Origin of the sequence: Streptomyces sp. NPDC058375, assembly GCF_042723425.1 — a bacterium.
GTDB classification, from domain to species: Bacteria; Actinomycetota; Actinomycetes; order Streptomycetales; family Streptomycetaceae; genus Streptomyces; species Streptomyces durocortorensis.
The window spans coordinates 1-24,121 of the sequence record NZ_JBHXJG010000003.1 but is presented as its reverse complement, the minus strand read 5'-3'; the positions used below and the strand labels follow the sequence as shown (position 1 = coordinate 24,121).

At 71.8% G+C, this 24,121-nt stretch carries 22 protein-coding genes and 5 tRNA genes; 10 read left to right on the top strand and 17 right to left on the bottom strand.

All coding sequences use genetic code 11. The features are described from left to right. Window positions 1-73 precede the first annotated feature (73 nt). A complete protein-coding gene (locus tag ACFWM7_RS01170) occupies window positions 74-319 on the top strand; it encodes a hypothetical protein (protein WP_383253589.1) in 246 nt (81 codons plus the stop codon). A gap of 67 nt (window positions 320-386) precedes the next feature. Here the strand turns inward: ACFWM7_RS01170 and ACFWM7_RS01165 are convergent. The 6 genes from ACFWM7_RS01165 to ACFWM7_RS01140 form a co-directional block, all read right to left on the bottom strand. Next, window positions 387-461: transfer RNA gene (locus ACFWM7_RS01165), tRNA-Pro, on the bottom strand. Continuing rightward, window positions 462-537, bottom strand: a tRNA-Thr gene (locus ACFWM7_RS01160). Between the two features lie 201 nt (window positions 538-738). Beyond that, window positions 739-821 (bottom strand) — tRNA-Ser (locus ACFWM7_RS01155). 131 nt (window positions 822-952) lie between these two features. After that, window positions 953-1,024 (bottom strand) — tRNA-Met (locus ACFWM7_RS01150). Window positions 1,025-1,141: 117 nt separating this feature from the next. Continuing rightward, window positions 1,142-1,220: transfer RNA gene (locus ACFWM7_RS01145), tRNA-OTHER, on the bottom strand. Window positions 1,221-1,658: 438 nt separating this feature from the next. Beyond that, a complete protein-coding gene (locus ACFWM7_RS01140) occupies window positions 1,659-3,281 on the bottom strand; it encodes a recombinase family protein (protein ID WP_383253587.1) in 1,623 nt (540 codons plus the stop codon). 151 nt (window positions 3,282-3,432) lie between these two features. Here ACFWM7_RS01140 and ACFWM7_RS01135 point away from each other — a divergent pair, with 151 nt between their 5' ends. Next, window positions 3,433-4,248: an aminoglycoside N(3)-acetyltransferase gene (locus ACFWM7_RS01135; RefSeq protein ID WP_383253583.1), complete on the top strand. Its 816-nt coding sequence runs from the start codon at window positions 3,433-3,435 to the stop codon at window positions 4,246-4,248. 21 nt (window positions 4,249-4,269) lie between these two features. On the opposite strand, the gene ACFWM7_RS01130 is transcribed toward ACFWM7_RS01135, so the two are convergent. The 3 genes from ACFWM7_RS01130 to ACFWM7_RS01120 form a co-directional block, all read right to left on the bottom strand. Then, window positions 4,270-4,824 carry a YbaK/EbsC family protein gene (locus ACFWM7_RS01130; RefSeq protein ID WP_032778545.1) on the bottom strand — a complete coding sequence of 185 codons (555 nt, stop codon included), beginning with the start codon at window positions 4,822-4,824 and terminating at the stop codon, window positions 4,270-4,272. Between the two features lie 44 nt (window positions 4,825-4,868). Then, entirely contained in the window at window positions 4,869-5,441 is a 573-nt protein-coding gene (locus ACFWM7_RS01125) for a helix-turn-helix domain-containing protein (RefSeq protein ID WP_383253581.1), read from the bottom strand. A gap of 155 nt (window positions 5,442-5,596) precedes the next feature. Continuing rightward, window positions 5,597-6,346, bottom strand: coding sequence for an acyltransferase (locus tag ACFWM7_RS01120; RefSeq protein ID WP_383253579.1), 750 nt, complete (start codon window positions 6,344-6,346; stop codon window positions 5,597-5,599). A gap of 160 nt (window positions 6,347-6,506) precedes the next feature. On the opposite strand from ACFWM7_RS01120, the gene ACFWM7_RS01115 reads away from it, so the two are divergent. Then, window positions 6,507-7,037, top strand: coding sequence for a gamma carbonic anhydrase family protein (locus tag ACFWM7_RS01115; RefSeq protein ID WP_383253768.1), 531 nt, complete (start codon window positions 6,507-6,509; stop codon window positions 7,035-7,037). Between the two features lie 143 nt (window positions 7,038-7,180). Here ACFWM7_RS01115 and ACFWM7_RS01110 read toward each other — a convergent pair whose 3' ends face one another. Next, on the bottom strand, window positions 7,181-7,618 hold the full coding sequence (locus ACFWM7_RS01110) for a DUF4442 domain-containing protein (protein WP_006122944.1): 438 nt from the start codon (window positions 7,616-7,618) through the stop codon (window positions 7,181-7,183). 121 nt (window positions 7,619-7,739) lie between these two features. Here ACFWM7_RS01110 and ACFWM7_RS01105 point away from each other — a divergent pair, with 121 nt between their 5' ends. Then, a complete protein-coding gene (locus ACFWM7_RS01105) occupies window positions 7,740-8,828 on the top strand; it encodes a hypothetical protein (RefSeq protein WP_383253577.1) in 1,089 nt (362 codons plus the stop codon). 69 nt (window positions 8,829-8,897) lie between these two features. Here the strand turns inward: ACFWM7_RS01105 and ACFWM7_RS01100 are convergent, their stop codons facing one another. From ACFWM7_RS01100 to ACFWM7_RS01085, 4 genes are all read right to left on the bottom strand, one after another. Further along, window positions 8,898-9,743: a spermidine synthase gene (locus ACFWM7_RS01100; protein ID WP_383253575.1), complete on the bottom strand. Its 846-nt coding sequence runs from the start codon at window positions 9,741-9,743 to the stop codon at window positions 8,898-8,900. Between the two features lie 63 nt (window positions 9,744-9,806). After that, window positions 9,807-10,982, bottom strand: a complete 1,176-nt coding sequence (tuf, locus tag ACFWM7_RS01095; RefSeq protein WP_383253573.1) for an elongation factor Tu — start codon at window positions 10,980-10,982, stop codon at window positions 9,807-9,809. 100 nt (window positions 10,983-11,082) lie between these two features. Next, complete coding sequence (locus tag ACFWM7_RS01090) at window positions 11,083-11,256, bottom strand: hypothetical protein (RefSeq protein ID WP_382937652.1); 174 nt, start codon at window positions 11,254-11,256, stop codon at window positions 11,083-11,085. 66 nt (window positions 11,257-11,322) lie between these two features. Next, a complete protein-coding gene (locus tag ACFWM7_RS01085; protein WP_383253571.1) occupies window positions 11,323-12,048 on the bottom strand; it encodes a DNA alkylation repair protein in 726 nt (241 codons plus the stop codon). Window positions 12,049-12,097: 49 nt separating this feature from the next. Here ACFWM7_RS01085 and ACFWM7_RS01080 point away from each other — a divergent pair, with 49 nt between their 5' ends. Both ACFWM7_RS01080 and ACFWM7_RS01075 read left to right on the top strand, forming a co-directional pair. Then, window positions 12,098-12,820 carry a TVP38/TMEM64 family protein gene (locus tag ACFWM7_RS01080; protein ID WP_383253570.1) on the top strand — a complete coding sequence of 241 codons (723 nt, stop codon included), beginning with the start codon at window positions 12,098-12,100 and terminating at the stop codon, window positions 12,818-12,820. Window positions 12,821-12,989: 169 nt separating this feature from the next. Further along, on the top strand, window positions 12,990-13,862 hold the full coding sequence (locus tag ACFWM7_RS01075) for an undecaprenyl-diphosphate phosphatase (RefSeq protein ID WP_383253568.1): 873 nt from the start codon (window positions 12,990-12,992) through the stop codon (window positions 13,860-13,862). Between the two features lie 197 nt (window positions 13,863-14,059). On the opposite strand, the gene ACFWM7_RS01070 is transcribed toward ACFWM7_RS01075, so the two are convergent. From ACFWM7_RS01070 to ACFWM7_RS01060, 3 genes are all read right to left on the bottom strand, one after another. After that, window positions 14,060-14,227: a hypothetical protein gene (locus tag ACFWM7_RS01070; protein WP_383253566.1), complete on the bottom strand. Its 168-nt coding sequence runs from the start codon at window positions 14,225-14,227 to the stop codon at window positions 14,060-14,062. A 121-nt stretch (window positions 14,228-14,348) separates the two neighbouring features. Then, window positions 14,349-14,915, bottom strand: a complete 567-nt coding sequence (locus ACFWM7_RS01065) for an AAA family ATPase (protein WP_383253564.1) — start codon at window positions 14,913-14,915, stop codon at window positions 14,349-14,351. Between the two features lie 24 nt (window positions 14,916-14,939). Continuing rightward, window positions 14,940-19,298 carry a molybdopterin-dependent oxidoreductase gene (locus tag ACFWM7_RS01060; protein ID WP_383253562.1) on the bottom strand — a complete coding sequence of 1,453 codons (4,359 nt, stop codon included), beginning with the start codon at window positions 19,296-19,298 and terminating at the stop codon, window positions 14,940-14,942. Between the two features lie 382 nt (window positions 19,299-19,680). Here ACFWM7_RS01060 and ACFWM7_RS01055 point away from each other — a divergent pair, with 382 nt between their 5' ends. From ACFWM7_RS01055 to ACFWM7_RS01040, 4 genes are all read left to right on the top strand, one after another. Next, on the top strand, window positions 19,681-20,421 hold the full coding sequence (locus ACFWM7_RS01055) for a class I SAM-dependent methyltransferase (protein WP_383253560.1): 741 nt from the start codon (window positions 19,681-19,683) through the stop codon (window positions 20,419-20,421). After that, window positions 20,418-21,554 carry a pyridoxal-phosphate dependent enzyme gene (locus tag ACFWM7_RS01050; RefSeq protein WP_383253558.1) on the top strand — a complete coding sequence of 379 codons (1,137 nt, stop codon included), beginning with the start codon at window positions 20,418-20,420 and terminating at the stop codon, window positions 21,552-21,554. The genes ACFWM7_RS01055 and ACFWM7_RS01050 overlap by 4 nt, the downstream gene beginning before the upstream one ends. Next, entirely contained in the window at window positions 21,551-22,777 is a 1,227-nt protein-coding gene (locus ACFWM7_RS01045; RefSeq protein ID WP_383253556.1) for an ATP-grasp domain-containing protein, read from the top strand. The genes ACFWM7_RS01050 and ACFWM7_RS01045 overlap by 4 nt, the downstream gene beginning before the upstream one ends. A 149-nt stretch (window positions 22,778-22,926) precedes the next feature. Next, window positions 22,927-24,121 (top strand): MFS transporter (locus ACFWM7_RS01040; RefSeq protein WP_383253554.1); only part of this gene is annotated, 1,195 nt, incomplete at its 3' end.

Below are 24,121 nucleotides of genomic sequence, written 5' to 3'. Positions count from 1 at the left end.
GCGTTGCCGGCGAGTGCTTCCTTCCCACGCCATATCGCCTCCACGGCCCGGTCGTTGGCCGTAGGATCACGGCATGTTGAAGTCATTTCTGGCGAAGCGGGGTTACGGATCGATCGAGGATCTGGCCCGGCTCGCGTACAAGCGGGGCGACGCGATCTTCGTCAACAAGTTCCATCCGCGGCCGACGAAGAACGACACCGACCTGGCGTTGGCCATCGGAGCCGTGGAGGACATCGGTTGGGTCCTCATCGACCGTCAGTCGGAGGGCGAGGGGCTGACCAGGTTCGTCAGCCTGACGTTCCGCCGGCGCGGAGTCTGACGACGCCCGGAAATAGCTCAGCCCCGCTCACGGGTGAAGTCGTCACCGTGGCGGGGCTGCGTCTGTGTCGGGACAGCCAGATTCGAACTGGCGGCCCTCCGCTCCCAAAGCGGATGCGCTGACCAAGCTGCGCCATGTCCCGTGGAGCCCCTGGCAGGAGTCGAACCCGCGACATCCTCTTTACGAGAGAGGCGCTCTTCCGGCTGAGCTACAGGGGCTAATCGACGAGGGCCGGGCGCGTACGCCGGCGCAGCCTAGGCGCTGTCTCTGCTTCCTCGTCGAAGTGCGCGGCCGTGGAATCGAACCACGCTAGCCGCTCTCGCAGCGCAGGCTTTACAGGCCCGCTTGCCTCCCAGGGCTCAGCGCTCGGGGCTCCGACCACGCCAGGATTGGGACCTGAGAGGGATGCCGGAGCCTTGCGGAAGGCGGAGGAGTCGAACCTCCAACGGGTTGCCCCGTGACGCTTTTCGAGAGCGCTTGGCATGCCAGTGCCCAACCTTCCTCGGCGTCGGCCGGCGTATCCCGGACTGTTCCCCGGGTGCGATGGTTTCCCCTCGCCGACGACCGTCCGCCTACCTGTGTTTGCTCCGACCCCGGGCTGTGGCGCCAGTCGAGGTAACAGGTCCGGATGCGTGCCAAGCGATGGACTCGAACCACCGACCTCCGGCTTATGAGGCCGGCGCTCTGCCACTGAGCTAGCTAGGCATGACGGTACCTGCCGCCGATGCGCGAGTGGTGTTGCGCTCGTCGCGGGCTTACGGCTTACGGACGATTTCAGTGGGCCACTCCCGCACTGCGTCCTGCGCCTCCGTCAGGCGCTAGTTCCTCCGGCGGGACTTGCACCCGCGACAACCGTTAAACGCTAGGCCGGCTCGGTGCTCTGCTGCTGAGCTACGGAGGAAGTCTTCGGCCGGGGCGCTCTACCGCGCTCTACCCGGAGGAGAGTACGGGGAGCACAGGAGCGCCACCGGCCGTCAGGAGGGCGGGACGCCGCGCCATTCGCCGGCGTCGCGCTTTCCCTCCTACCTTATATATGGATGCCATGTGACGCTCAGATGAGCGGGCCCTCCTCCGCCTCTCCGGCTCCGCGGACGGTTTGGCCAAAAGGGCAAACTAGACCCCTATTTTCCTTTCTCTCTAACGCGCGTTAGTAAAGATGGAAAATAGGGGTTAGTTTGACCAGTCTGGCCAATCTGGCACGCCCTCCGCTGCACTCAGTGACGAAAGGCCCGATTCAGCTACGCTACGCAGTTATCCACAGGGTCCTGTGGACAGCGAAGGCGGTGGGCGACGAGGAGGCGGAGGCTCGGCAGCGGCGCCGGGCCCTGGATTCCTTTACCTACTCGTTACTTGGGTCGTCGGTGGAGACCCACGTGACGGACAACCGATCTTCGATCGGCCGACGGTCTCCTTGTCCGGTTGACGGCAGGAGCGTCAGATCGTCGATGGCGCACCGGAGCAGCATCCGCTTGTCGACCAGCTCCGCAGCCTCCCATGCCTCCCCCAGAAGGACACCATCGAGCAGCGGCGTTAGATCGCCCTGACGGTGAAGCTCCCGCAGCTCCGCCTTCTGACTCTCAATCTGACTCGCTAGCCCCGACGACATCGTCTCGAACCGGTCACGCTTCAGACGGCCTTGGACGTAGTAGGAGTCCTCCAGTTCCGCCATGCGCCGCTCTGCGTCGTCGAGCGCAGCCGACACGTGCCGTTGACGTTCCGCCCGTTCCGGGTCCTGGTACGCCAGCCAGCGGCGCGCGATCTCGTGGAGGACCGGGTCGTCAGGCTCCAGGGCGGACACGTGGGTTACCCACATCTCTCCCACCGCCCAGTCGGCTCTTGCGGCCGACGTCCGGGCTCCCTGACAAGCTGCCGCGCCCCCCTCCATCCGGGTCCGGCAGCGGTAGGAGTCGCCGCCGGACACGAGCCCCACACGGCAGAACGGGCACCTCATGATTCCTGTGAGGATCTTGCTTGCCGACCGTACGCCGTGACGTCCGAGTGTGCCGACGACCGTGCGCGAGTTGAAGTACGTACGGATCGCGTACCACTCGGTGACGGACACGACGCCAGTCCCGCAGCTCACTGGGTGCCCGTCGCCGTCAAGCAGCGGCTCCGCTTTCCAGCCCCACTTGTCGATGGGGTTGCCGTATTCGTCTGTCTGCCTTTCCCTGTACGGCACAAGGCCGGCCCATAGCGGCGACTGTGCCATCCGGGAAATGGCATTGGCGGACCAGTGACGGCCCGTTCGCGTAGTGGCTCCCTCAGCCGTCAGCCGGTGGGAGATCGTTGTTCCGGCGTCGCCCTTGAGAAGCGCCTCCGCGATGATGCGGGCGGTCGGGTATTCCTTCGGATGCGGGCCGACCTTTCCGTCTCCCAGGTGCTGGACGCCGTACGGCGGCTTTCCTCCCGGGGCCCTTCCGAGGATGCGGTGTGAGTCCAGGCCGATTTGGACGCGAAGGGAGATGTCTTTCGCCTCGTCGCGTGCTCGTTCGGAGAGGATGGCGAACACCATGCGACCGCCCTTGGAGCTGTCCAGCCCTTCAGAAATGGACACAAGACGGGCCCGGCGCTTGTCCAGTTCGTCAAGGAGGCTTCCCACCTCGCCCATCCCCCGACGGTCCAGGCGGTCCGTCTTCCAGACGCCGAGCGTCAGTGAGCGACGCGCGAGGACAGCAGCCTTGGCAGCCTCGAACTCGTCCCGACGAACGTGCACCTTGCTGGCGCTCCGCTGCTCCAGCCACACGTGCCGGATCTTTAGGTCGTTAGCCTGAGCCCACCGCACGACGTCCCGCAGATGCCCGCGGAGCGTGGCCACGTCCTCCTGCTTCTTGCTGCGACGGAGGTACACGTCCATTAGGTCGGACGGATCCCCGGTGACGGGCTCCCACAGCCCCATACTCTTGAGTTCGTCCTCGGTGAAGCCGAGACTCAACAGCTCGTCAGCGTCTTCTCTGCGTTCCATCGTTACCCCCATGGGGTCGTGTCTTCCCCGACCACCAGACTACATAGGGAGTTACCCCTCCGGTGCCCCGCGATCGAGATCCCGCAGCTGGACGGGCGCGCCTGAGCTGACCGCGTGTGCGGGGCGCCCCGAGGTGGGCAGAATCCCCGCCGTGAAGGACGTACCCGACGTGACCGACAGGGCCGTGGCGACAGCCGCGCTGAGCGCCCTCGGCGTACGGCCCGGCGATGTCCTCCTGGTGCACGCCTCGCTGCGGTCGCTGGGACCGGTGGCGGACGGTGCGCGGGGGGTGCTGGGCGCGCTGCGCAGGGCCGTGGGGCCGGCGGGGACCGTGGTGGTCCCCGCCTTCACCCCGGAGAACTCCGACACCTCCCCGCACTACCGCGAGCGGGTCCGGGGCCTGGACACCGGGGCCGTCGACGCCGTGCGCGCCTCGATGGAGGCGTACGACCCGGCGCTGACCCCCGCGCCGTCGATGGGCGCGCTGGCCGAGACCGTACGGACGGCGGCGGGGGCCGGGCGAAGCGCGCATCCGCAGACCTCGTTCGCCGCGCTCGGCCCCGGGGCGGCGCGCCTGCTCGCCGGGCACCGCCCCGACTGCCACCTCGGGGAGGACTCGCCGCTGGCCCGGCTGTACGAGGCGGATGCCCGGATCCTGCTGCTCGGCACCGGCTACGCCACGTGTACGGCGTTCCACCTGGGCGAGTACCGGATGCCGGATCCGCCGCGCCGCGGCTACCGCTGTGTGGTGGCGTCGCGGGGGGTGCGCCGGTGGTGGGAGTACGAGGATGTCGCCCTGGACGACGGGGACTTCACAGCCCTGGGCGCGGCGTTCGAGGAGGCCGCCGCCGAGGGTGACGTACGGACGGGGCGTGTGGGCGCGGCCGTGTGCCGGCTCGTCCGGCTGCGCCCCGCCGTCGACTTCGCCACGACCTGGCTCACCGAGCACCGGACGGCCTGGCGTTGACGCGGCCTCCCGGTGGGAGCGTCAGACGCCGAGGCCCTCGACGACCACCGCGCCCGGGAGGGCGGCCAGCGCCTTGCCGGGGACGATGAGTTTGCCGCGCCGGCTGCCGCTGCCGATCAGGACCCACTCCTCGTCCACGACGGCGGGGTCCAGCAGGAGGGGCCAGGCGGCGGGCAGGCCGATCGGGGTGATGCCGCCGTACTCCATGCCGCTCTCGCCGACCGCCGTGTCCATGGGGGCGAAGGAGGCCTTGCGGGCGCCGAGGTGCTTGCGGACCGCGCCGTTGACGTCGACCCGGGTGCGGGAGAGCACCACGCAGGCGGCGAGGGTGACGTCCTGGCCGCGCTTGCCGGCGACGACGACGCAGTTGGCCGAGGTGTCGAGCAGTTCGACGCCGTGGTGCTCGGCGAAGACGGCGGTGTCGGCGACGGCCGGGTCGCTGTCGACGTGGACGAGCTGCTCGGCGGTGAACTCGCCCCAGCCCGCGGTGAGCGCCGCGACGACGGGGGCGGGGAGCAGATCGAGCCGTTCCGCAGCGGGAGCGGCGTCCTCGAAGGTGCCGATGGGTGCGCGCATGGCGCTCACGCTAACAGCGGTGGAGGCGAGGGTGTCCGGGCGTCTCAGCGGACGGGCGGGATGGCGACGGCCATGGTGAAGACGGTCGGTTCGCCACCCTCGTTGCGGTAGCCGTGCGGCACGTGCGCCTCGAAGGTGGCTGAGGCCCCGGCGGGGACGGGATGGGTGAGGCCGTCGACGAGGAGGGTCAGCTTGCCCTCGGTGACGTGGAGGAGTTCGACGGTGCCCTCGGGGTGCGGGTCGGAGGTGGTGCCCTCGCCGGGCATCAGCCGGCAGGTCCAGAGTTCGAGCGGGCCGCGGGCCTCGGCGCCGACGAGCAGCGTGGTGGAGCTGCCCGCCTCGGTGGACCACATGCGGACGGCCCGGCTCTCCGGGACCAGCCGGACCTGGGTGCCCTGCTCGTGGTCGAGGAGGGTGGTGATGGCGACGCCGAGCGCGTCGGCCAGCTTCACCGTGGTTCCGACGCTCGGGTTCGTCCGCGCCTGCTCGATCTGGATGATCATCCCGCGGCTGACTCCGGAGCGGGCCGCGAGCGCGTCGAGGGTGAAGCCGCGCTCCCCCCGCCAGCGCTTGAGGTTGCGGGCCAGCGACTGGGTGAGCTGGTCGAGGTCGGACACGGACCTTCCCTGCGGTGGATGGCTGAGTGCGGCGGCGGAGCGCGGTGGCTGAATCGCGTACGGCTGAGTCGCATACGGCGGATGCCGTGGTCAAGGATATTGCACTGCCGTACGGTGCACCGCCGCGTCCAGCCGGTTGTACCGCCACTACCGCGCTACGAGGTCTCGTGCGCCTCGTCCAGCTCCGCGAGGGCCAGCAGCTGCTCGGGCGTGACGCCCTTGGGGATCGGCACGGGGGCGGGCGTGCGCAGGGGTGGCTGCCAGCCCTTTTCCGGATCCCAGCTGCGCACGACGCGGGCGGGAGCCCCGGCGACCACCGCGTGGTCCGGGACCTCGCCCCGGACGACGGCGCCCGCCGCGACCACCACGTTCCGGCCGAGCCGGGCCCCGGGCAGGACCACCGCGCCGGTGCCGATCCAGCAGCCGGGGCCGATCTCCACCGGCTCCATCCGGGGCCACTGCTTGCCCACGGGCTCGTGCGGGTCGTCGTAGCTGTGGTTGGTCGAGGTGATGTAGACGTACGGGCCGCAGTACGTGTCCGAGCCGATGGTCACCGTCGTGTCCGCGATCACATGGCTGCCACGCCCCAGCACCACGCCGTCGCCCAGGGTGAGGATCGGGTCGGGCCCCAGGTCCAGGTCCGGCATCATCCCGGCGGTGAGCGTGACCTGCTCGCCGATGATGCAGTGCGCGCCCAGCTCGATCCACGGCTCCCCGAACACGGTCCCCTGCGGAAAGGCGAGCCGGGTGCCCGCGCCGATCGTGCCGAACCGCAGCCGCCCGGGGTGCTCGGCGGTGACCGCACCCGCCCGCTGCGCCCAGGCCCAGCCGAGGTGGACCGCGCGGGAGGCGGCGCGGCGCGGCCAGCGGGCGAGGAAGGAGAACGTGTTTCGGTTCTTCGGCACGCGCTCACGGTAGTCGGCGGCGCGATGGGCGATCCGCGCGGTGACCTGTGATGTTCGCCCCACTGCCCGGCACTCGCCGGGGGCCGTCGCCTACCGTGAGAGTCGGCCTGATCCGGTGGAGAGGGCCCAGGAGCACCACACCGGCGCGAAGGAGCAGGCGATGGCGGAGCAGGCGTTGATCACGGGCATGGGCGGCAAGGAGCCGGACATCGACGTGGACGCTTATCTGGCCCCGACCTCCGTGGTGATCGGCGAGGTGACGCTCGCCCCGGGCTCCAGCGTCTGGTACCAGGCGGTGCTGCGCGCCGACTGCGGTCCCATCACGCTCGGCCCCGACAGCAACATCCAGGACAACTGCAGCGTGCACACCGACCCCGGCTTCCCGCTCACCGTGGGCGCGCGGGTCTCGGTCGGCCACAACGCGGTGCTGCACGGCTGTGTGATCGAGGACGACGTGCTGGTGGGCATGGGCGCCACGGTGCTCAACGGCGCGCACATCGGCGCGGGTTCGCTGGTCGCGGCGCAGGCTCTCGTACCGCAGGGGATGCAGGTGCCGCCGGGCTCGCTCGTCGCGGGGGTGCCCGCGAAGGTGAAGCGGCCGCTGACCGCCGAGGAGTTGGAGAGCATCCGCTTCAACGCGGCCGGGTACGTGGAGCTGGCGAAGGCCCACCGCGAGGCGCACCAGGGCTGACGTCCGCCTCCCGCGAAACGTTCCGGGCCGCCGCCCTTCCCGTTCGAGAAGGGGCGCGGCCCGGTCTCGCTTGCGTACGGCGGTGGTCAACGTCTCGCTTGCGTACGGCAGCGGTCAGCGTCTTGCCTTGCGTACGGCAGTGGTCAGCCGTTGGGGCGCAGGGTCCACACGACGGTCATCTCGCCGGTGACCGCGCCGTCGGCGCGCGTGATCTCGATGGCGACGGGGAATTCCGGCCGCTGTCCGGCGTCCAGTTCGGCGACGACGTCGGCGATCGGGCGGCCGAGGGTCGCGGTCGCCGTGACCTCGCCCATGGCGAGCTTCTTGTAGCCGATCTCGGCCTTCACGGCGAGGGGCACGGCGCGCGACATCTGGTCGCCGAAGGCGGCGATGACGATCGCGCCACTGGCGGATTCGGCGAGCGTGAACATCGCTCCCGCGTGGGGGCCGCCGACGTGATTGTGGTAATCCGCCTGGTCGGGCAGCCGGACGACGGCGCGCTCCGGGGTGGTCTCCAGGAATTCGAGGTTGAGGGTCCGGGCCATCGGAACCGTCGCGACGAGCATCTCGCCCACGGTCATCTGTTCAGCGCTCATGCCCGAAGGTTACTCACCAGTAGAACCGTTTGGCCATCCCCTTGTGACGGCTCTGGGACAGGGCGGCCGTAGAAGTGGGCGCACGGCCCATCTATGGTTACTGGCCATGTGGCCAGGAACGCAGCCGCCCGGGGGCGAGCAGAACCCGCAGGACCAGAACCAGAACCCGTACCAGCAGCCGGGGTACCAGCAGCCGAATCCCTATCAGCAGCCGGGATATCCGCCGCAGGGCCAGCCGGGGCAGCCCGGTGAGCCGGGATACGGATACCCGCAGGGCCAGCCCGGCGCGCAGCCGGGGTACCCGCAGCCCAATCCGTACCAACAGCCGACGGTGCCGCAGTACGCGGTCCCGGGGCCGCCCGGCGGGCCGAAGCCCGGCGACGACAAGAAGAAGACGACGATCGTGGCGATCGTCGCGGCGCTGGCCGTCGTGGTGGCCGCGGGCGTGACCGGCTTCCTCGTGCTCGGCAAGGACGACGACGGCAAGACCGTCGCCGACGACAAGAAGTCCGCGTCACCGAGCGCCAAGCCCAGTGAATCGGCCACCGGCTCCGCGCCGGTGGAGAACCCGCGGGGTTCCGAGGGCGACCCGAAGCCGGTCATTCCGGGCTGGAAGGTCGTCACCAACCCCAAGTGGGGCACGCAGTTCGACGTTCCCGGTGACTGGGAGGTCGCGGGTTCGGGCATGTTCTCCGGCTTCGAGGACGCCAAGAAGCCCGAGGGCCCGCCGGTCGCCGGCTTCTCCGCGCCCGCGTACTACAAGAGCAAGTGGTGCGTCGACGACTCCGACGGGGACGGCAGCGAGGAGGACACCGGGCTCGCCGGCGTCGGGACGAAGGGCGCCCAGGGCGCCAAGAACACCGACGAGGCCGCGACGAACGAGGCCGCCAACTGGGTGTGGGCCGCCTACGCGCAGCTCGACCCGAAGTCCAAGGTCAAGATCGGCAAGGCCAAGCCCTTCACCACGAAGTCGGGTCTCTCCGGCAGCGTCGTGCAGGCCACCGCTCTGGAGCTCGCGAACAAGGAGAAGTGCGACAGCGACGGGAAGTCGATCGCGTTCTCCTTCAAGAACTCCAAGGGCGACTTCTCCACCTGGGTCCTCTACGCCGCCGCCGGCGTCAAGGACGAGCTTCCGGACACGACGATCCAGCAGATCCTGAGCACGGTCCGCCTCGCGGGTGACCCCACCGGCTGACACCCGACCGCGACGTCCCGCACCACAACGTCCCGCCCCGCTCCGCCCCGACCGCCGGGAGCCTCGGCCTCAGCCGACGCTGAAGGCCCCGTCGGGCGGTTCGGGCGAGGCGACCGCGTCCGCGTCGGCCACCGGGTGGGCCCCGCCGAGGAGCCGGGTCAGCGCGGGCCCGTGGGTGACCCGGGCGGGGAACACGTCCGCGGCACAGCGGCGGACGAGCGGGGCCACGTCGATGGGCGTGTACGAGGCGAGCAGGACGACGTTTCCGAAGCGCCGCCCGCGCAGCACCGCCGGCTCCCCGATCAGCGCCAGCTCCGGGAAGACCGCGGCGAAGTTCGCCAACTGGGAGCGGAGGAAGGCGAACGGGGCGCTGTCGGCCAGGTTGGCCGCGTAGATCCCGTCCGCGCGCAGGGCCCGGCCGGCGGCTCGCGCGTACTCGACGGACGTGAGGTGCGCCGGAACCCGGGAGCCGCCGAAGACGTCCGCGATCAGGAGGTCGACGGAGGCGGGGGCCGTCCCCTCCAGCCGCGCCCGGGCGTCGGCCGCGTGTAGACAGACGCCGCTCCCGTCGGGCAGCGGCAGATGCTCCCGGACGAGCCGCAGCAGCTCCCGGTCCGCCTCGGCGACGTCCTGGCGCGAGCCGGGGCGGGTCGCGGCCACGTAGCGGGGCAGGGTCAGCGCGCCGCCGCCCAGGTGCAGGACGTCCAGGGGCGCGCCCGGCCCGGCCGCGCCGTCCACGACGTGGGCGAGCCGCCTCACGTACTCGAACTCCAGGTGGGACGGGTCGTCGAGGTCGACGTAGGACTGGGGCGCGCCGTCCACCGTGAGCAGCCAGGCCCGGTCGCGGTCCACGTCGGGCAGCAGCCGGGCGGTGCCGCAGTCGACCTCGCGGATGACGGGTATCGGCTCGTTCACCTCTCCATTGTCGCCGCCGTTGCCCGCCACCCCGAACCGAGGGGTGGCGGGCAACGGGCGGTCTCAGAGCAGCTCGGTGACCGTTCCCGCGCCGACCGTGCGGCCGCCCTCGCGGATCGCGAAGCCGAGACCGGACTCCAGCGGCACGTCACGGCCCAGCTCCACGGTCATGGTGACCGTGTCGCCGGGACGCGCGACCGCCGCCTCGCCGAGGTCGACGTCGCCGACGACGTCCGCCGTACGGATGTAGAACTGCGGCCGGTAGCCGGTGGCGACCGGAGTGGTCCGGCCGCCCTCCTTGGTCGACAGCACGTACACCTGCGCGGTGAACCGGCGGCTGGGCGTGACGCTGCCGGGCGCGGCCACGACGTGGCCGCGGCGGACCCGGTCGCGCTCCACCCCGCGCAGCAGCAGCGCCACGTTGTCCCCGGCCTCGGCGGACTCCATCGGCTTGCCGAAGGTCTCCAGGCCGGTGACGACCGTCTCGATGTCCGCGCCGAGCACCTGGACCTTGTCGCCGACGCGGACGGTGCCGCGCTCGACGGCACCGGTGACGACGGTGCCCCGGCCGGTGATGGTCAGGACGTTCTCGACGGACAGCAGGAACGGCGCGTCGGTGTAGCGCACCGGCATCGGTACGTACGTGTCGACGGCGTCCAGCAGCCCTTCGACCGCCGCCGTCCACCGCGGGTCGCCCTCCAGCGCCTTGAGCCCGGAGACCCGTACCACGGGGACGGTGTCGCCGCCGTACCCGTGCGCGGAGAGCAGCTCGCGGACCTCCAGCTCGACCAGGTCGGTCAGCTCGGGGTCGCCCGCGTCGGCCTTGTTGAGGGCGACGACGATGTGGTCGACGCCGACTTGACGGGCCAGCAGGACGTGCTCGGCGGTCTGCGGCATGATCCCGTCGAGCGCGGAGACGACGAGGATCGCCCCGTCGAGCTGCGCCGCTCCGGTGACCATGTTCTTGATGTAGTCCGCGTGGCCGGGCATGTCGACGTGCGCGTAGTGGCGGGTGTCGGTCTCGTACTCGACGTGCGCGATGTTGATGGTGATGCCGCGCTGGGCCTCCTCGGGGGCCCGGTCGATCCGGTCGAAGGACACGTAGGAGGTGGAGCTGCCACCGCGCTCGCTGAGGACCTTGGTGATGGCGGCGGTGAGGGTGGTCTTGCCGTGGTCGACGTGGCCCATGGTGCCGATGTTGAGGTGCGGCTTGGTGCGCACGTAAGCCGTCTTGGACATGGCTCGTTCCTTCTGAAGCACTCGAAGCTGAGAAAAGATGAAGACCCCAGGGCCCCGCCGACCCTCCCCTTGCGGGGTCCGCCGGACTGTCGGGGGAGGGTCAGCTTCGGGCGCCGCCGAAGGGCGCTGCGGCACCGGCGAACGCCGATGCGACTGCTGCTGCGGCAACTGCTGCTGCGGCCGGGGCGAGTGCCTCGGCGACCGCGTCGTTCACGGCAGCCTTCGGCGCGTCCGCGACTGCGGACGGCGCTGCGAGGAAGGCGTACCGGAACATGCCCCTGATCATGGCCGGGCGCGGCGGCCGCGTCGAATGGTTTTTCCCCGCCCAGTCCGCTGCGGCTCAGAGGTTCTTGAGGGCCTCGCGCACGGAGAGCGGCGACAGCCGGGTCCGCGCGCCGTCGACGAAGTCGCGTACGGCGGTGGGGTCGGTCTTGGCGTACTCGCGCAGGGCCCAGCCGATCGCCTTGCGGATGAAGAAGTCGGGGTGGTCCGCGCGGCGCAGGCAGTAGCCGAACAGCCGGTCCGCGTCGGTGGCTTCCTTGTAGCGCAGCTGGTGCAGCAGGGCGGTCCTGGCGGCCCAGAGGCTGGGGTCGTCGATCCACCGGTCCATCTCCCGGGCGAGCGCCGGGTCGGCGGCGACCAGCGGGCCCGCGACATGCGCGGCGAGCAGGTCGACCGTGTCCCACCAGGGGACCGTGGTGACGAGGTGGTGCAGGACGGGCAGGAAGCCGGAGGTGCAGCGGCCCGCGTGGCGGCGCAGATGGTCGACGGCGAAGTAGTGGTACTCGCGCTCGGGCAGTCGCCAGCAGCGCAGCGCGATGGCCGTGCAGTCCCGTTCGTCCGGCCGCCCGGTGCCCGCCAGCACGGTCCGGGACAGGGCCCGGCGCTCGGGGGTGGGGATCCCGAGGAAGGGTGCGACGTGCTTCATGTACGCGGCGGCGCCCTCGGCCCGTACGGGGTCGGCGGCGGGGGCGTAGGCGGCGACGAGCCGCTCCAGGACGGTGTCGGCGAGGGTGCTGTCCGGCGGGGCGGGGGCGTCGGCTGCGGGGTCGGCGTCGGGGGTCACGCGACGCACATTACGGCGATCACACAACCTTTTCGGTTACTCTCCCCGAATGTTCGACCCCGTCCCCGCCGCCCGGCCCGCCTCCGGTCCGGCCCTGCGCCTCACCCGGGCGCTGATGTCACCGTGGTCCCGGTTCTCGCTGCTCGTGGTGGTCCTGCTCGGGGCCGCGTCGACGATGCTGCTGTTCGAACCACAGCGGCTGCTGGCGTCGGGCTGGCCGGCCCAGCTGACCGGGGGCACGGCCGCGATGCTCTTCGGGCTTGCGTACGGGGCGCTGACGGTGGCGTTCGTGCCGCGCCCGCTGCTGAACATCGCCGCGGGCGCGTTGTTCGGCGCGCAGACGGGTCTGGCCGCGGCGCTGGCGGGCACGGTGCTGGGCGCGGGCGTGTCGTTCATGCTGGGCCGGGTGCTGGGTCAGGACGCGTTGCGGACCCTGCTGCGCGGGAGGCTGCTCACCGCGGCGGACGGGGTGCTGAGCCGGCACGGCTTCCGGTCGGTCCTGGCGCTGCGGCTCTTCCCCGGGGTTCCGTTCGCCGCCGCCAACTACTGCGCGGCGACCTCCCGGATGGGCGCGCCCCCGTTCCTCCTGGCCACCGGGCTCGGGTCGATCCCGAACACGGCGGCGTACGTGATAGCCGGCAGCGAGGCCGCGTCGCCGACCTCGCCCGTGTTCCTGGCCGCGATGGGCTTCATCGTGCTGTCGGGTCTCGGCGGGGCGCTGGTCGCCTGGCGCAGGCGCCACCGCCTGGGCCGGGACACGCCGAACAACTGAGCGTACGGCGGCACGTGGATGACCGGTGCAGTCAGCCTGACGTTTACTTTCAGGCGATACGCTGCCCGCGACCTCGATGTCCTTGACCGCACTCCGCACTTTGCACGCAGCCGACGGGCCCAGTCGTCCGTGGCCGATGCACGATCACCTCCGGGATGGCCTAAGCCCCATGAGCTGGTTCGAATCATTCGTCCTGGGACTTGTTCAGGGACTGACCGAGTTCCTGCCGATCTCCTCCAGCGCGCATCTGCGGCTGACGGCCGCGTTCGCCGGCTGGCACGACCCGGGGGCGGCGTTCACCGCGATCACCCAGATCGGCACCGAGGCGGCGGTGCTCATCTACTTCCGTCAGGACATCGCGCGCATCCTGTCGGCCTGGTTCCGATCCCTGACGGACCGTGAGATGCGCAGCGACCACGACGCCCAGATGGGCTGGCTGGTCATCGTCGGCTCGATCCCCATCGGTGTGCTGGGCCTCACGCTCAAGGACCAGATCGAGGGCCCGTTCCGCGACCTGCGGCTGATCGCGACGACCCTGATCGTCATGGGCATCGTCCTGGGCATCGCCGACCGGCTGGCCGCGCGCGACGAGTCGGGCGGCAGGCACCGGGTGGTGAAGGAGCGCAAGACGCTCAAGGACCTGGGCGTCAGGGACGGCCTGATCTACGGATTCTGCCAGGCGATGGCGCTGATCCCCGGAGTCTCCCGGTCGGGCGCGACGATCAGCGGCGGCCTGCTGATGGGCTACACCCGCGAGTCGGCCGCCCGCTACTCGTTCCTGCTGGCGATCCCCGCGGTGCTGGCCTCGGGCGCGTACGAACTCAAGGACGTGGGCGAGGGGCATGTCTCCTGGGGCCCGACGGTCTTCGCGACGCTGGTGGCCTTCTTCGTCGGATACGCCGTCATCGCCTGGTTCATGAAGTTCATCACCACCAAGAGCTTCATGCCGTTCGTCATCTACCGCATCCTGCTCGGCATCGTCATCTTCGCGCTGGTCTGGTCCGGCGCGCTGAGCCCGCACGCGGGTGAGTCGGCGGGGTAGCAGCGGTCCTCGATATCGGTTCCCCCTCCTCTCGATCTGGACTCGGCTGCCTTGCTCAACGGCGGGTTCGAGGTGTTCCCGGAGTTCACCGGCAGATCAAGTAGGCCGGGTGGCGGGGCATCGCCGCAGCTGGGTGAACGATGCCACGTCAGAAGGGGAGAAGGGGCGGGAGGCGGTGTCAGTGACAGTGCCCTTGCTCAGTTGCTCAGTCCGGAGTAGCCGCCGCGGTATGAGGCATACGCGATCGGGACGGTGGTCCAGTTCGGGTTGCCGAGCCGGCAGACATCGATCGTCGTCGAGGTCACGTCGAGCTGATCGTCATGGACTGCCGGCGACGAGCGCGGCGATACCTGGAGCCGCCCCACCGCGGAAGAGGAAGTGCGCCCCGCCCGGGAGCAGCCGGGCGGGGCGATCCAGCAGCGCAGCAGCCAGCAGCGCGGATAGATGCCTTCACCGTACGGCGGGGGTCTGACAACGCCCGTGGCGTCAGGGCCCCACGGGCGTCAGGCCGGTGGCGGACAGGACCGCGTCGACCGTTTCCTCCACGGTCATGTCCGCACTGTCGATCCAGATCTTCTCGTCGGCCAGTTCCTCGCGCATCGCCGTCTCCAGGAACGACCAGTCCGTCGTGAGCGTCTTGTCCCGGGCGAGGTTGCGCTCCATGGCCTTCGCCGCGCCCGGGGCCAGGATGACGCAGTGCAACGGTCCGCCGGTGAGCGTGGCGCGGTAGAAGTCGAGGTGGGCGCGGCGTACGACGACGTCGTCGATGACCGGAAGGAAGCCCGCGGCGACGAAACTGTCCGCCAGCAGGCATGCGTTGCGGGCCCGGAGGAGGATCTGGCGGTCCGCCTCCTCGTCCCGTTCGGGCGAGGGCCAGCGGCCGCCGGAGACGATGAGTTCCTGGAGGGCGTCCACCTCGATGTGGGCGGAGGCGGCGAACCGGGAGGCGAGCGCCGCGGCCACCGTGCTCTTGCCGCTGCCGGGGATGCCGATCAGCAGGACCGCCCCCGCCGCCGGCCCGTCGGCGTCCACCGGTACTTCCGCCCAGGCCATCCCCGTACTCCCTCGGTCAGTCCGTCAGTACACGTCCCGTACGTATCTGCGGTCCGAGGCTAGCTGTTTGACCTGGGCGGCCGCCGCGTCGGGTTCGAGCCCGCCGTGGGCGACGGCGATGTCGCGCAGGGCTCGGTCGACGTCCTTGGCCATGCGGGAGGCGTCGCCGCAGACGTACAGGTGGGCGCCGTCGCGGATCCAGGACCAGAGCTGGGCTCCGTGTTCGCGCATCCGGTCCTGGACGTAGACCTTGGCCCGCTGGTCGCGGGAGAAGGCGGTGTCCAGCCGGGTAAGGGTGCCCGAGCGGCTCAGGGCGTCGAGTTCGTCGCGGTAGTAGAAGTCCGTGGCGTGGTGTTGCTCGCCGAAGAACAGCCAGTTGGCACCGGAGTGGCCGAGCGCCCGGCGCTCCTCCAGGAAGCCCAGGAAGGGGGCGACTCCCGTGCCGGGCCCGACCATGATCGTCGGGGTGGCCGGGTCGGCGGGCGGCCGGAAGCGATCGTTGCGCTGCACGAACACCGGTACGGGGCTGTCCGGTTCGGCGTCGGCGAGGAACGTGGAGGCGACGCCCTTGCGCGTCCGGCCGAGGTGGCTCTCGTAACGGATCACGGAGACGGTCAGCCGCATCCGGTGCGGGTCGGCGAGCGGGCTGGAGGCGATGGAGTACAGCCGGGGGCGGAGCGGTCCCAGGACCTCGGCCCATTCCGCAGCCGTGGCCCGTACGGGGTGCTCGGCCAGGACGTCGACGGCCTGCCGCCCCCACGTCCACCGGTCCCGCTCGCCCTTGTTGTCGGGACGCAGCAGCTTCTTCAGGGACCGGTCCCCCGTCTGGTCCGCGACCAGGCGCAACAGGTTCGGGGTGATGCGGGTGATGTCGAGGTGGCGGTGGAGTGCCTCGTCGAGGGGGACCGTTCCGTGGTCGGGTACGTCGATCGTGCCGGCGGGGTCCAGTCCGGTGACGGCGAGCCATTCAGCCACCAGCTCCGGGGAGTTGAGGGGCTGTATGCCGAGGGCGTCTCCGGCCGTGTACGTCAGCGGGGTGTTGGCGTGCCGTGTGTCGAGCGTGAAGGCACGGACCTCCTTCGTCGCGCCGGGTAGGCTCAGGAGGCGGTTGCCGGTGAGGAGGGCGGTGACGGGCGCGGCCCTGGAGGGGCGGGCGGGCGGCTCCTCGCGCGGTGGCGCCGACGCCGCTGCTGCCCTCGTTGTGGGCGCGGCTTCCGGCCCCGTGGCTGTGGGCGTGGCTTCCGGCCCCGTGGTTCCTTCCGGTGTCGTCGTCTCCAGTGCCGCCCGGACCTCCTTGAGCCACTGGCCGAAGGGCTGCTCGTACTCCGGTTCGCAGTCGGTGCGCGGGACCAGCCGCTCCGCGCCCAGTTCGCCGAACCGCTCGTCCAGGCGGCGGCCGTGGCCGCAGAAGTCGTCGTACGTGGAGTCGCCTAGCGCGAGTACGGCGTAGCGGACGCCCTCCAGGCGCGGGGTGCCGGGGGCGTTCAGCGACTCCCAGAAGCCGGAGCCGTTGTCGGGGGCGTCGCCGTCGCCGAAGGTGCTGGTGACGACGAGGAGGTCGGCCGGGCTGGGCAGGGCCTCGGGCATCCCGTCGTCCATGCCGAGGAGCGTGGTGCGGTACCCCTCGGCGGCCAGCGTCCGGGCGGCCGTCGCGGCGACCTCCTCGGCGTTGCCGGTCTGCGAGGCCCAGAGCACGACGACCGGGCGGCCGCCCTGTTTCTCCGGGGCACTCTCCGGTGGTGCGGGCGCGATCCCGGGGCCCGGGGGCTCCGGGAGCCGGGAGTAGGCGCCGGCCAGCACTCCGTCGACCCACAGGGCGTGGTCCGGGGCGAAGGGGGCTCCCGCCGGGAGGACCGGGGTGCCCTCCGGGCGGGCGCCGAGGCCCGCGAGGAATCCGGCCAGATAGCGGCGTTCCGCTTCGGTGAGGACGGGTGCGGCGGTGTTCTCCAGCCCCAAGGCACCCGCCAGCCCCGCCGGGTCCGCTGCACCCGCCAGCCCCGCCGGGTCCGCTGCACCCGCCAACCCTGCCGGGTCCGCTGCACCCGCCGACCTCACCGGGTCTGCCGGCCCTATCCGGCCGCCCCGGCCCACCCAATCCGCCACGCCCTCGTGGTCCGCGAGGCCGAGGGCGCCGGTGGGCTCGGGTCGGTCCGCCGTGGAGGCAGCCAGGCGCACCGCCGGGGCCGCGACCTTCGCCAGCCGGACCGCGCACACCTTGAACTCCGGCTGGAACGAGACCGGGTCGACGGCGTCGTTCGTCACCGCGTTCACTCCGAGGTACTCGCCGAACAGATCGTTCCAGTGGAACGGAGCGAAGCACTCCCCCGCTGCGACCCGGTCCGTGATCCGGGCCGGGAGCACCGCGCGGCCGCGCCGTGAGGCGACCTCGACGCCGTCGCCCTCCGCCAGGGTCAAGGCGGCCGCGTCGTCGGGGTGGATCTCCACGAAGGGGGCAGGGTCCAGCCGGTTGAGTTTGCCGATCTTCGCGGTCTTGGTCAGGGTGTGCCACTGGTGCTGGAGCCGCCCGGTGTTGAGCACGAAGGGGAAGTCCTCGTCCGGCATTTCGGCCGGAGGCAGGTGGGGCCGGGCGTGGAAGACGGCCCGGCCGCCGCGCAGCGGGAAGGCAAGCCTCGGGACCGTTCCGTCGGGTCGTACGGTCAGCTCCTGGCTGACGCCGTCGTTGAGGTAGCGCACGGGGTTGCGGGCCGGGCCCTCGGCGTCGGCGCTCGGCCACTGGACCGGCGTTTCGCGCAGCCGCTCGTACGTCACGCCGCGCAGGTCGTAGCCGGTGCTCGGGTTCCAGGCCCGGGTGATCTCCGCGAAGATCTCCTCCGCGCTCGTGTAGCCGAAGGCGTCCTCGTACCCCAGGGCGCAGGCCACCTCCGCGATGATCCGCCAGTCCGGCCAGGCCTCCCCCGGCGGGTCGGTGGCGCGGCGGGAGAGGGTGAGGGTGCGCTCCGAGTTGATCATCACGCCCTCGGACTCGGCCCAGAGCGCGGCGGGCAGGACGATATCGGCGTACGCGTTGGTCTCGGTGTCGGCGAACACGTCCTGGGTGACGACGAATTCGGTGGCCTCCAGGCCTTCGATGACGGTGCGGCGGTTGGCGACCGAGGCGACCGGGTTGGTGCAGATGATCCAGCAGGCCTTGATCTCCCCCTCGGCCATCCGCCGGAACATGTCGACGGTGCCGCTGCCCGAGCCGTCCGCGCGCAGGGTGCCGGGTGGGACGCCCCACAGCTCCTCGGTGAAGGCGCGGTCCTCGTCGGACAGGACCGACCGCTGGCCGGGCAGGCCAGGGCCCATGTAGCCCATCTCGCGGCCGCCCATGGCGTTGGGCTGGCCGGTGAGCGAGAACGGTCCGCTGCCGGGGCGGCAGATCGCGCCGGTCGCCAGGTGCAGGTTGATCAGCGCATTGGTGTTCCAGGTGCCGTGGGTGGACTGGTTGAGACCCATCGTCCAGCAGCTCATCCACTCGCCCGCCTCGCCGATCCAGCGGGCCGCCTGGCGGATGTCGTCCTCCGGGATGCCGGTGATCTCCGCGACCACGGCGGGCGGGTAGTCGCGGAGGAAGGCGGGCATCTGCTCCCAGCCCTCGGTGTGCTCGGCGATGAACTCCGGGTCGGTGTGCCCGTTCTCGACGAGGAGGTGCAGCAGGCCGTTGAGGAGGGCCAGGTCGGTACCGGGCCGGATCCGCAGGTACAGGTCCGCTTTGGCTGCGGTGGCGTTGCGCCGGGGGTCGACGACGATCAGTTTCGCGCCCGCCTTGAGGCGCTCCATCATCCGCAGGAAGAGGATCGGGTGGCAGTCGGCCATGTTGGCGCCGGTGACGAGGAAGACGTCGGCCTGGGCGAAGTCCTCGTACGAGCCGGGCGGCCCGTCCGCGCCCAGGGACAGCTTGTAGCCGCTGCCCGCGCTCGCCATGCAGAGCCGGGAGTTGGACTCGATGGTGTTGGTCCGCATGAAGCCCTTGGCCAGCTTGTTGGCGAGGTACTGCGCCTCCAGCGTCATCTGGCCGGAGACGTAGAGGGCCACCGCGTCCGGGCCGTGGGTGTCCAGCACGGACCGCAGCCGGCGCGCCGTCTGTGCGATGGCGGCGTCCCGGCCGAGCGGGGCGGGCTGCTCGCTGCGGTCGGCGCGGGCCAGGGCGGTGGTCAGCCGGCCGGGTGCGGCGAGGAGGTCCGCGCCGGTCGCGCCCTTGGTGCAGAGCCGACCGGCGTTCGACGGGTGCTCCTTGTCGCCGGACGCCTTCACGACGGTGCGGCGGCCGTCGGGTCCGGCGGCGATGTCGAGGACGATCCCGCAGCCGACACCGCAGTACGAGCAGACCGTACGCACCCGGTCGGTGGCGGGGGCGTCCGGCGGCGGGGGCGGCACGGTCATGTGCGGGGCCCTTCGGGGGCGGGCGTTCCTGGAGGGACGCGGGGCGGGCGGCGGTCGCTCCCGAATCTAGGAAAGGCCCGTTACCCAGGGATGACACCGGGCGAACAACACCGGTTACGTCGCCTGCACACCGGCCGGGAACCGCCGGTGAGGCCTCCGGCGGTTCCCGAAAGCCGCCGGTGAGGCCCCGGGCGGCGGCCCCCGGACATGGGCCGGTGATCACTCGGGAACTTCCCGGGCGGTGCGGCCGACTACTGGAGAGACACCGGGTGCGGACGGCCTCCCGGTGACGGAAGCGGCGGCCGGTGCACGGCACGGCCGCCGGGATGACCGCCGCAGTACACCCACGGGGCCCCCGGGGCCCGGGAGGAGACCGCGAGGCATGCACTGGTACGAGGACGACGCGCTCTGGTCGGATTTCGCCGCGACGATGTTCCCACCGGCCCGGGTCGAGTCCGCCGCCGCCCTGGTCGCGTCCTCCCCGCTGCTGGACTTCCCACCGGGCGCGAGAGTCCTGGACCTGTGCTGCGGGCCCGGCCTCTTCGTGGTGCCGCTGGCGGGCCGCGGGTACGAGGTGACGGGCGTCGACCTGTCCCCGTCGATGCTGGAGAGCGCCCGTACCGCCTGCGACGCGGCGCGCGCGAAGGCCCGGCTGGAGCGCGCCGACATGCTCACGTTCCGGGAGCCGGGCGCCTTCGACGTGATCCTGAACGTGTTCACGTCGTTCGGCTACTTCGACGAGGCCGAGGACAACCTTCGGGTGCTGCGCAACGCGTACGCGAGCCTCGCGCCGGGCGGGCAGTTGCTGGTGGACGTGATGGGCAAGGAGGTGCTGGCGGGCTGGATCGGGCGGCCGAAGGCGGTCGACCTGCCGGACGGGAGTTACGTCGTCCAGCGCGACACCGTCCTCGACAGCTGGCGGCGGCTGCGCACGGACTGGACGCTGGTGCGCGGCACGACGGCGCGCACCGCCTCCATCACCTCCTGGCTCTACTCGGCGGCCGAGCTGCACGCCCTCTTCGAGCTCGCGGGCTTCACCGACGTGGAGTGCTTCGGCGGGTTCGACGCGTCCGGCTACGACCAGCGCTCGGACCGGCTCATCGTGCGCGGGCGGCGCGCATGAGGGCGGGGGCGGACGCCCGTCCGCGCACCGCCACCACGCCCGCCGCGGCGGTCCACGACCACATCACCGACGCGGTGAAGACCCCGGACCTGATCCGGCTGACCGACGACACCGTCCTCGCCCGCTTCGAGACGATGAAGGTGTACGCGGCACTCGGCGCGGTCCGCTCGCTGCTGCGCCGGGGCCGGGTGGTGCCCGGGCAGACCCTGGTCGACAGCTCCAGCGGCATCTACGCGCTGGCCCTCGCCATGGCCTGCCACCGCTACGGGCTGCGCTGCCACATCGTCGCCTCCACCACCGTGGACGCCACCATGCGGGCGCAGTTGGAGATCCTCGGCGCGACGGTCGACGCGATGCCGCCCTCGCAGAGCCTGCGTCTGGACCAGGAGCTGCGCGTACGCCATGTGCGCCGGCTGCTGGCCGAGCGGCCCGACTTCCACTGGATGCGGCAGTACCACGACGGGGTCCACCACGAGGGCTACCGGGAGTTCGCGGAGCTGCTGACCGGGGCGCTGCCGGACGGTCCGCTGACGGTGGTCGGCGCGGTGGGCACGGGTGCGTCGACCGGTGGGCTGGCGCGTGCGCTGCGGGAGTCGGGGCGGTCGGTGCGGCTGGTGGGTATCCAGCCGTTCGGCAGTGTGACTTTCGGGAGCGAGCGGTTCGAGGACCCGGAGGCGATCATCGCGGGCATCGGCAGCTCGATCCCGTTCGGGAACGTCCGCCACGAGCTGTACGACACCGTCCACTGGCTGGACTTCCGCCATGCGATGGCCGGGGCTGTCGGACTGCTTCGGGAGCACGCGGTGTTCGCGGGTCTTTCCACCGGGGCGGCCCATCTGACGGCGTCCTGGGAAGCGGCCCGCGAGCCCGGACGGCTGCATCTGGTGCTGGGTGCCGACACCGGACATCGGTACGCGGAGCGGGTGTTCGCCCGGCATGCCGAGGCCCTGGACCCGGCCGGGCTGCGGCCCCGGACCATCACGTCGGTGGACGCCCTGCGGCCGCCGTGGTCGGTGATGGAGTGGGCCGGGCGCGCCGCTCCGGAGGCCGCCCGGACCGCCGAGGGCGATGTTCCCTCCCCGGCCGCGTCCCCCTCCCCTTCCTCCGTACCGACCGTGGAGCTGCTGCCATGACGATCGTCGCACTGGAGTCCCTGTCCTTCGGCCTGGGACGGATGGCGGAGGCGGCCGCGGAGGCGGGGCACCGGCTGTGCCTGTTGACCGGTGACCGTTCGGTCTACCGGCACGAGTTGGCGGTGCTGCCGCCGGACGCGCTGGACGTCGTGGACGTCGACACGGGGGACCAGGAGGCCGTCCGCCGGGCGCTGGACGCCGTGCCGGAGCTGGCCGGGCTGATCAACACGACGGACACCTGGAGCCTGCCCGCCGCCGAACTGGCCCGCGAACGCGGCCTCCCCGGACCGGACCCGGCGGCCGTAGGGCTGCTGCGGGACAAGCGCCGGGTCCGGGAGACGCTCCACGCGAACGGGCTGAGCCGGAGTCCGGCCACAGCCGTCTCGCCGGGCCCCGAAGGCGCCGGGGAGGTGCTGCGGGCAGTGGGGCTGCCCGCGGTCCTGAAGGACTCGGCGGGCACTTCCTCACGGCACGTGTGGATCGTGCACGACGAGGAAGCCCTGCACCGGGCGCTGGCGGAGGCGGGCGAACAGGCCCTGATGGGCGCGCTGTTCGCGGAGGCCTTCCTCGCCGGTCCGCTGTACAGCGCGGAGACCCTCAGCTGGGACGGGACCACCCGGCTGCTCGGGGTGCTGAGCCGCCAGACCTCCCGGGCCGCGGTGGTACGGGAGGAGGCGGCGTCGTTCCCGGTGGCGCTGCCGGAGGCCGAACGGGCCGGGATCGAGGCGTGGGTGGGCCGGGTCCTGGCGGCGGCCGGGCACGAACGGGGCTTCGCCCACGTGGAGTTCATCCTGACGGCCGACGGGCCCGAACTGGTCGAGATCAACCGGAGGATCGGCGGCGCGCTGGTCGGCGAGGTGCTGTGCCGCACGTTGCGGACCAACGTCTACACGGCGATGACGGACGAGGCGCTGGGCCGCCGCCCGGCGCTGCTGGATGCTCCGCTCGACGCCGAAGGCCCCGCGTACGGCTTCGTGTTGGTGTACGCGGATCGGCCCGGGGTGCTGAAGGGCTGGCTCGGGCTCGACGAACTCGCCGCGTTCCCGGGGGTGGTGGAGTGGTTCCCGGTGCGCGATCCCGGCGAGAGCGTGGTCCACGTCGGGGACCAGCGGGGCTGCACGGGCATGGTGCTGGCCGAGGGGCGGACGGCGGAACTGGCCCAGCACCGGGCGTGGAGCGCGGCGGTCCGGGTCCGCCCGGTCGTCGCGGCCGGCACGGCGTGAGCACCGGGTCCTCCGGAAGGCCGGGTGATGCCGGACCCGTCGACAGGGTGCCCTCCGGAGGGCCGGGTGATGCCGGACCATCGGCAGAAAGGCCTCCGGAGGGCCGGGGGCTGCCGGGCCGGTCGACAGGGAGCCCTCCGGAGGGCCGGGTGCGCGGTGAACGGGCGAGCGCAGGACTTCGGTTCACCGGCCCCCAACGATTCCTGCTGGCGGGCTCGTTCCTGATTACGCTCGGCAGCTTCGCCGTGCTTCCCTACCTGTCGGTGCTGCTGCATCAGCGGCTCGGCCTCGGGCTCGGCACGGTCGGCTTCGTGCTGGCCGTCGCCTCGCTGATCCAGTTCGCCGGGGGCGTGGTCGCGGGGCCGGTGGCCGGGCGGATCGGGCTGCGGCGCGCGATGCTGCTGGCGCTGACGCTGCGTACGGCGGGGTTCGCCGCGTTCGTCCCCGGGCTGACCAGTCCGGTCCTCGCGGTCGGGGCACTGCTGCTGGTGTCGGCGGGCGCGGCGCTGTATCTCCCGGCGAACAAGGCGTACTTGGTGGACGGCGCGCCCGGGGCCGACCGGCCCCGCCTGCTGTCGGCGAGCAGTTCGGCGTTCAACGCGGGGATGGCGCTGGGCCCGCCGGCCGCCGCACCCCTCGTCATGGGCTCGCCCGGGGTGCTGTTCTCCTGCGTCACGGTGCTGTTCGCGCTCGTCGGCGCCGGGCACGCGCTGCTGCCGCCGGGCGCGGCGGAGCGGAGAGAGGAGGCCCGGCCCGCCGCCCCGGACCGGGAGTCGGACGCACCGCGCCCGGGGCCTTCGCCGTTCGCGGCGACCGTCCTCAGCGTGTACGCGTTCATGTTCTTCCAGCACTACCTGGCGCTGTACGCGGTCCCCCGGACGTCCGCGGCCTTCTACGGGGCCGTCCTGGCGGGGTACGCGGCCCTCCTCGTCGTCGCCCAGCCGCTGCTGGCGGAACGGGTCGCCGCGCTGAGCTACCCGGCCGCGCTGCGGTGGGGCTTCGGTGCGATGGGGGCGGGCATGGCCGCGATCGGCGCCGGGGGGTACGCGGGGATCGCGGTGGGCGGGGCGTTGCTGTGCCTCGGGGAGATCGTGCTCTTCCTCAAGAACGACCTGGAGGCGCTGGCCCGTTCGCCGGCCGCCCCGGCGAGCGTGTTCGGGCGGCAGCGGCTGGCGGCGGGCATCGGCGCGTTCGCCAGCGGGGTGGTGGGCGGGCAGCTTTACGGGGCGGCGGAGGCGGCGGGCTCGGCGCGGGTGTTCTGGGCGGCGGTCTGCCTCCAGTGCCTGCTGCTGCCGGTGCTCCTGCTCCGTCGGCGTACCGCCCGGGAACCCGAGGGTTCCCGGG

Excerpts from the sequence above, each read along its gene's own strand:
- ACFWM7_RS01115 (WP_383253768.1), top strand. The coding sequence starts at position 6,507 with ATGGCGGAGCAGGCGTTGATCACGGGCATGGGCGGCAAGGAGCCGGAC.
- ACFWM7_RS01080 (WP_383253570.1), top strand. The coding sequence starts at position 12,098 with ATGTTCGACCCCGTCCCCGCCGCCCGGCCCGCCTCCGGTCCGGCCCTG.
- ACFWM7_RS01105 (WP_383253577.1), top strand. The coding sequence starts at position 7,740 with ATGTGGCCAGGAACGCAGCCGCCCGGGGGCGAGCAGAACCCGCAGGAC.
- ACFWM7_RS01045 (WP_383253556.1), top strand. The coding sequence starts at position 21,551 with ATGACGATCGTCGCACTGGAGTCCCTGTCCTTCGGCCTGGGACGGATG.
- ACFWM7_RS01090 (WP_382937652.1), bottom strand. The coding sequence starts at position 11,256 with ATGTTCCGGTACGCCTTCCTCGCAGCGCCGTCCGCAGTCGCGGACGCG.
- ACFWM7_RS01055 (WP_383253560.1), top strand. The coding sequence starts at position 19,681 with ATGCACTGGTACGAGGACGACGCGCTCTGGTCGGATTTCGCCGCGACG.
- tuf (WP_383253573.1), bottom strand. The coding sequence starts at position 10,982 with ATGTCCAAGACGGCTTACGTGCGCACCAAGCCGCACCTCAACATCGGC.
- ACFWM7_RS01060 (WP_383253562.1), bottom strand. The coding sequence starts at position 19,298 with ATGACCGTGCCGCCCCCGCCGCCGGACGCCCCCGCCACCGACCGGGTG.
- ACFWM7_RS01140 (WP_383253587.1), bottom strand. The coding sequence starts at position 3,281 with ATGGAACGCAGAGAAGACGCTGACGAGCTGTTGAGTCTCGGCTTCACC.
- ACFWM7_RS01110 (WP_006122944.1), bottom strand. The coding sequence starts at position 7,618 with ATGACCGTGGGCGAGATGCTCGTCGCGACGGTTCCGATGGCCCGGACC.
- ACFWM7_RS01050 (WP_383253558.1), top strand. The coding sequence starts at position 20,418 with ATGAGGGCGGGGGCGGACGCCCGTCCGCGCACCGCCACCACGCCCGCC.
- ACFWM7_RS01075 (WP_383253568.1), top strand. The coding sequence starts at position 12,990 with ATGAGCTGGTTCGAATCATTCGTCCTGGGACTTGTTCAGGGACTGACC.
- ACFWM7_RS01065 (WP_383253564.1), bottom strand. The coding sequence starts at position 14,915 with ATGGCCTGGGCGGAAGTACCGGTGGACGCCGACGGGCCGGCGGCGGGG.
- ACFWM7_RS01130 (WP_032778545.1), bottom strand. The coding sequence starts at position 4,824 with ATGCGCGCACCCATCGGCACCTTCGAGGACGCCGCTCCCGCTGCGGAA.
- ACFWM7_RS01170 (WP_383253589.1), top strand. The coding sequence starts at position 74 with ATGTTGAAGTCATTTCTGGCGAAGCGGGGTTACGGATCGATCGAGGAT.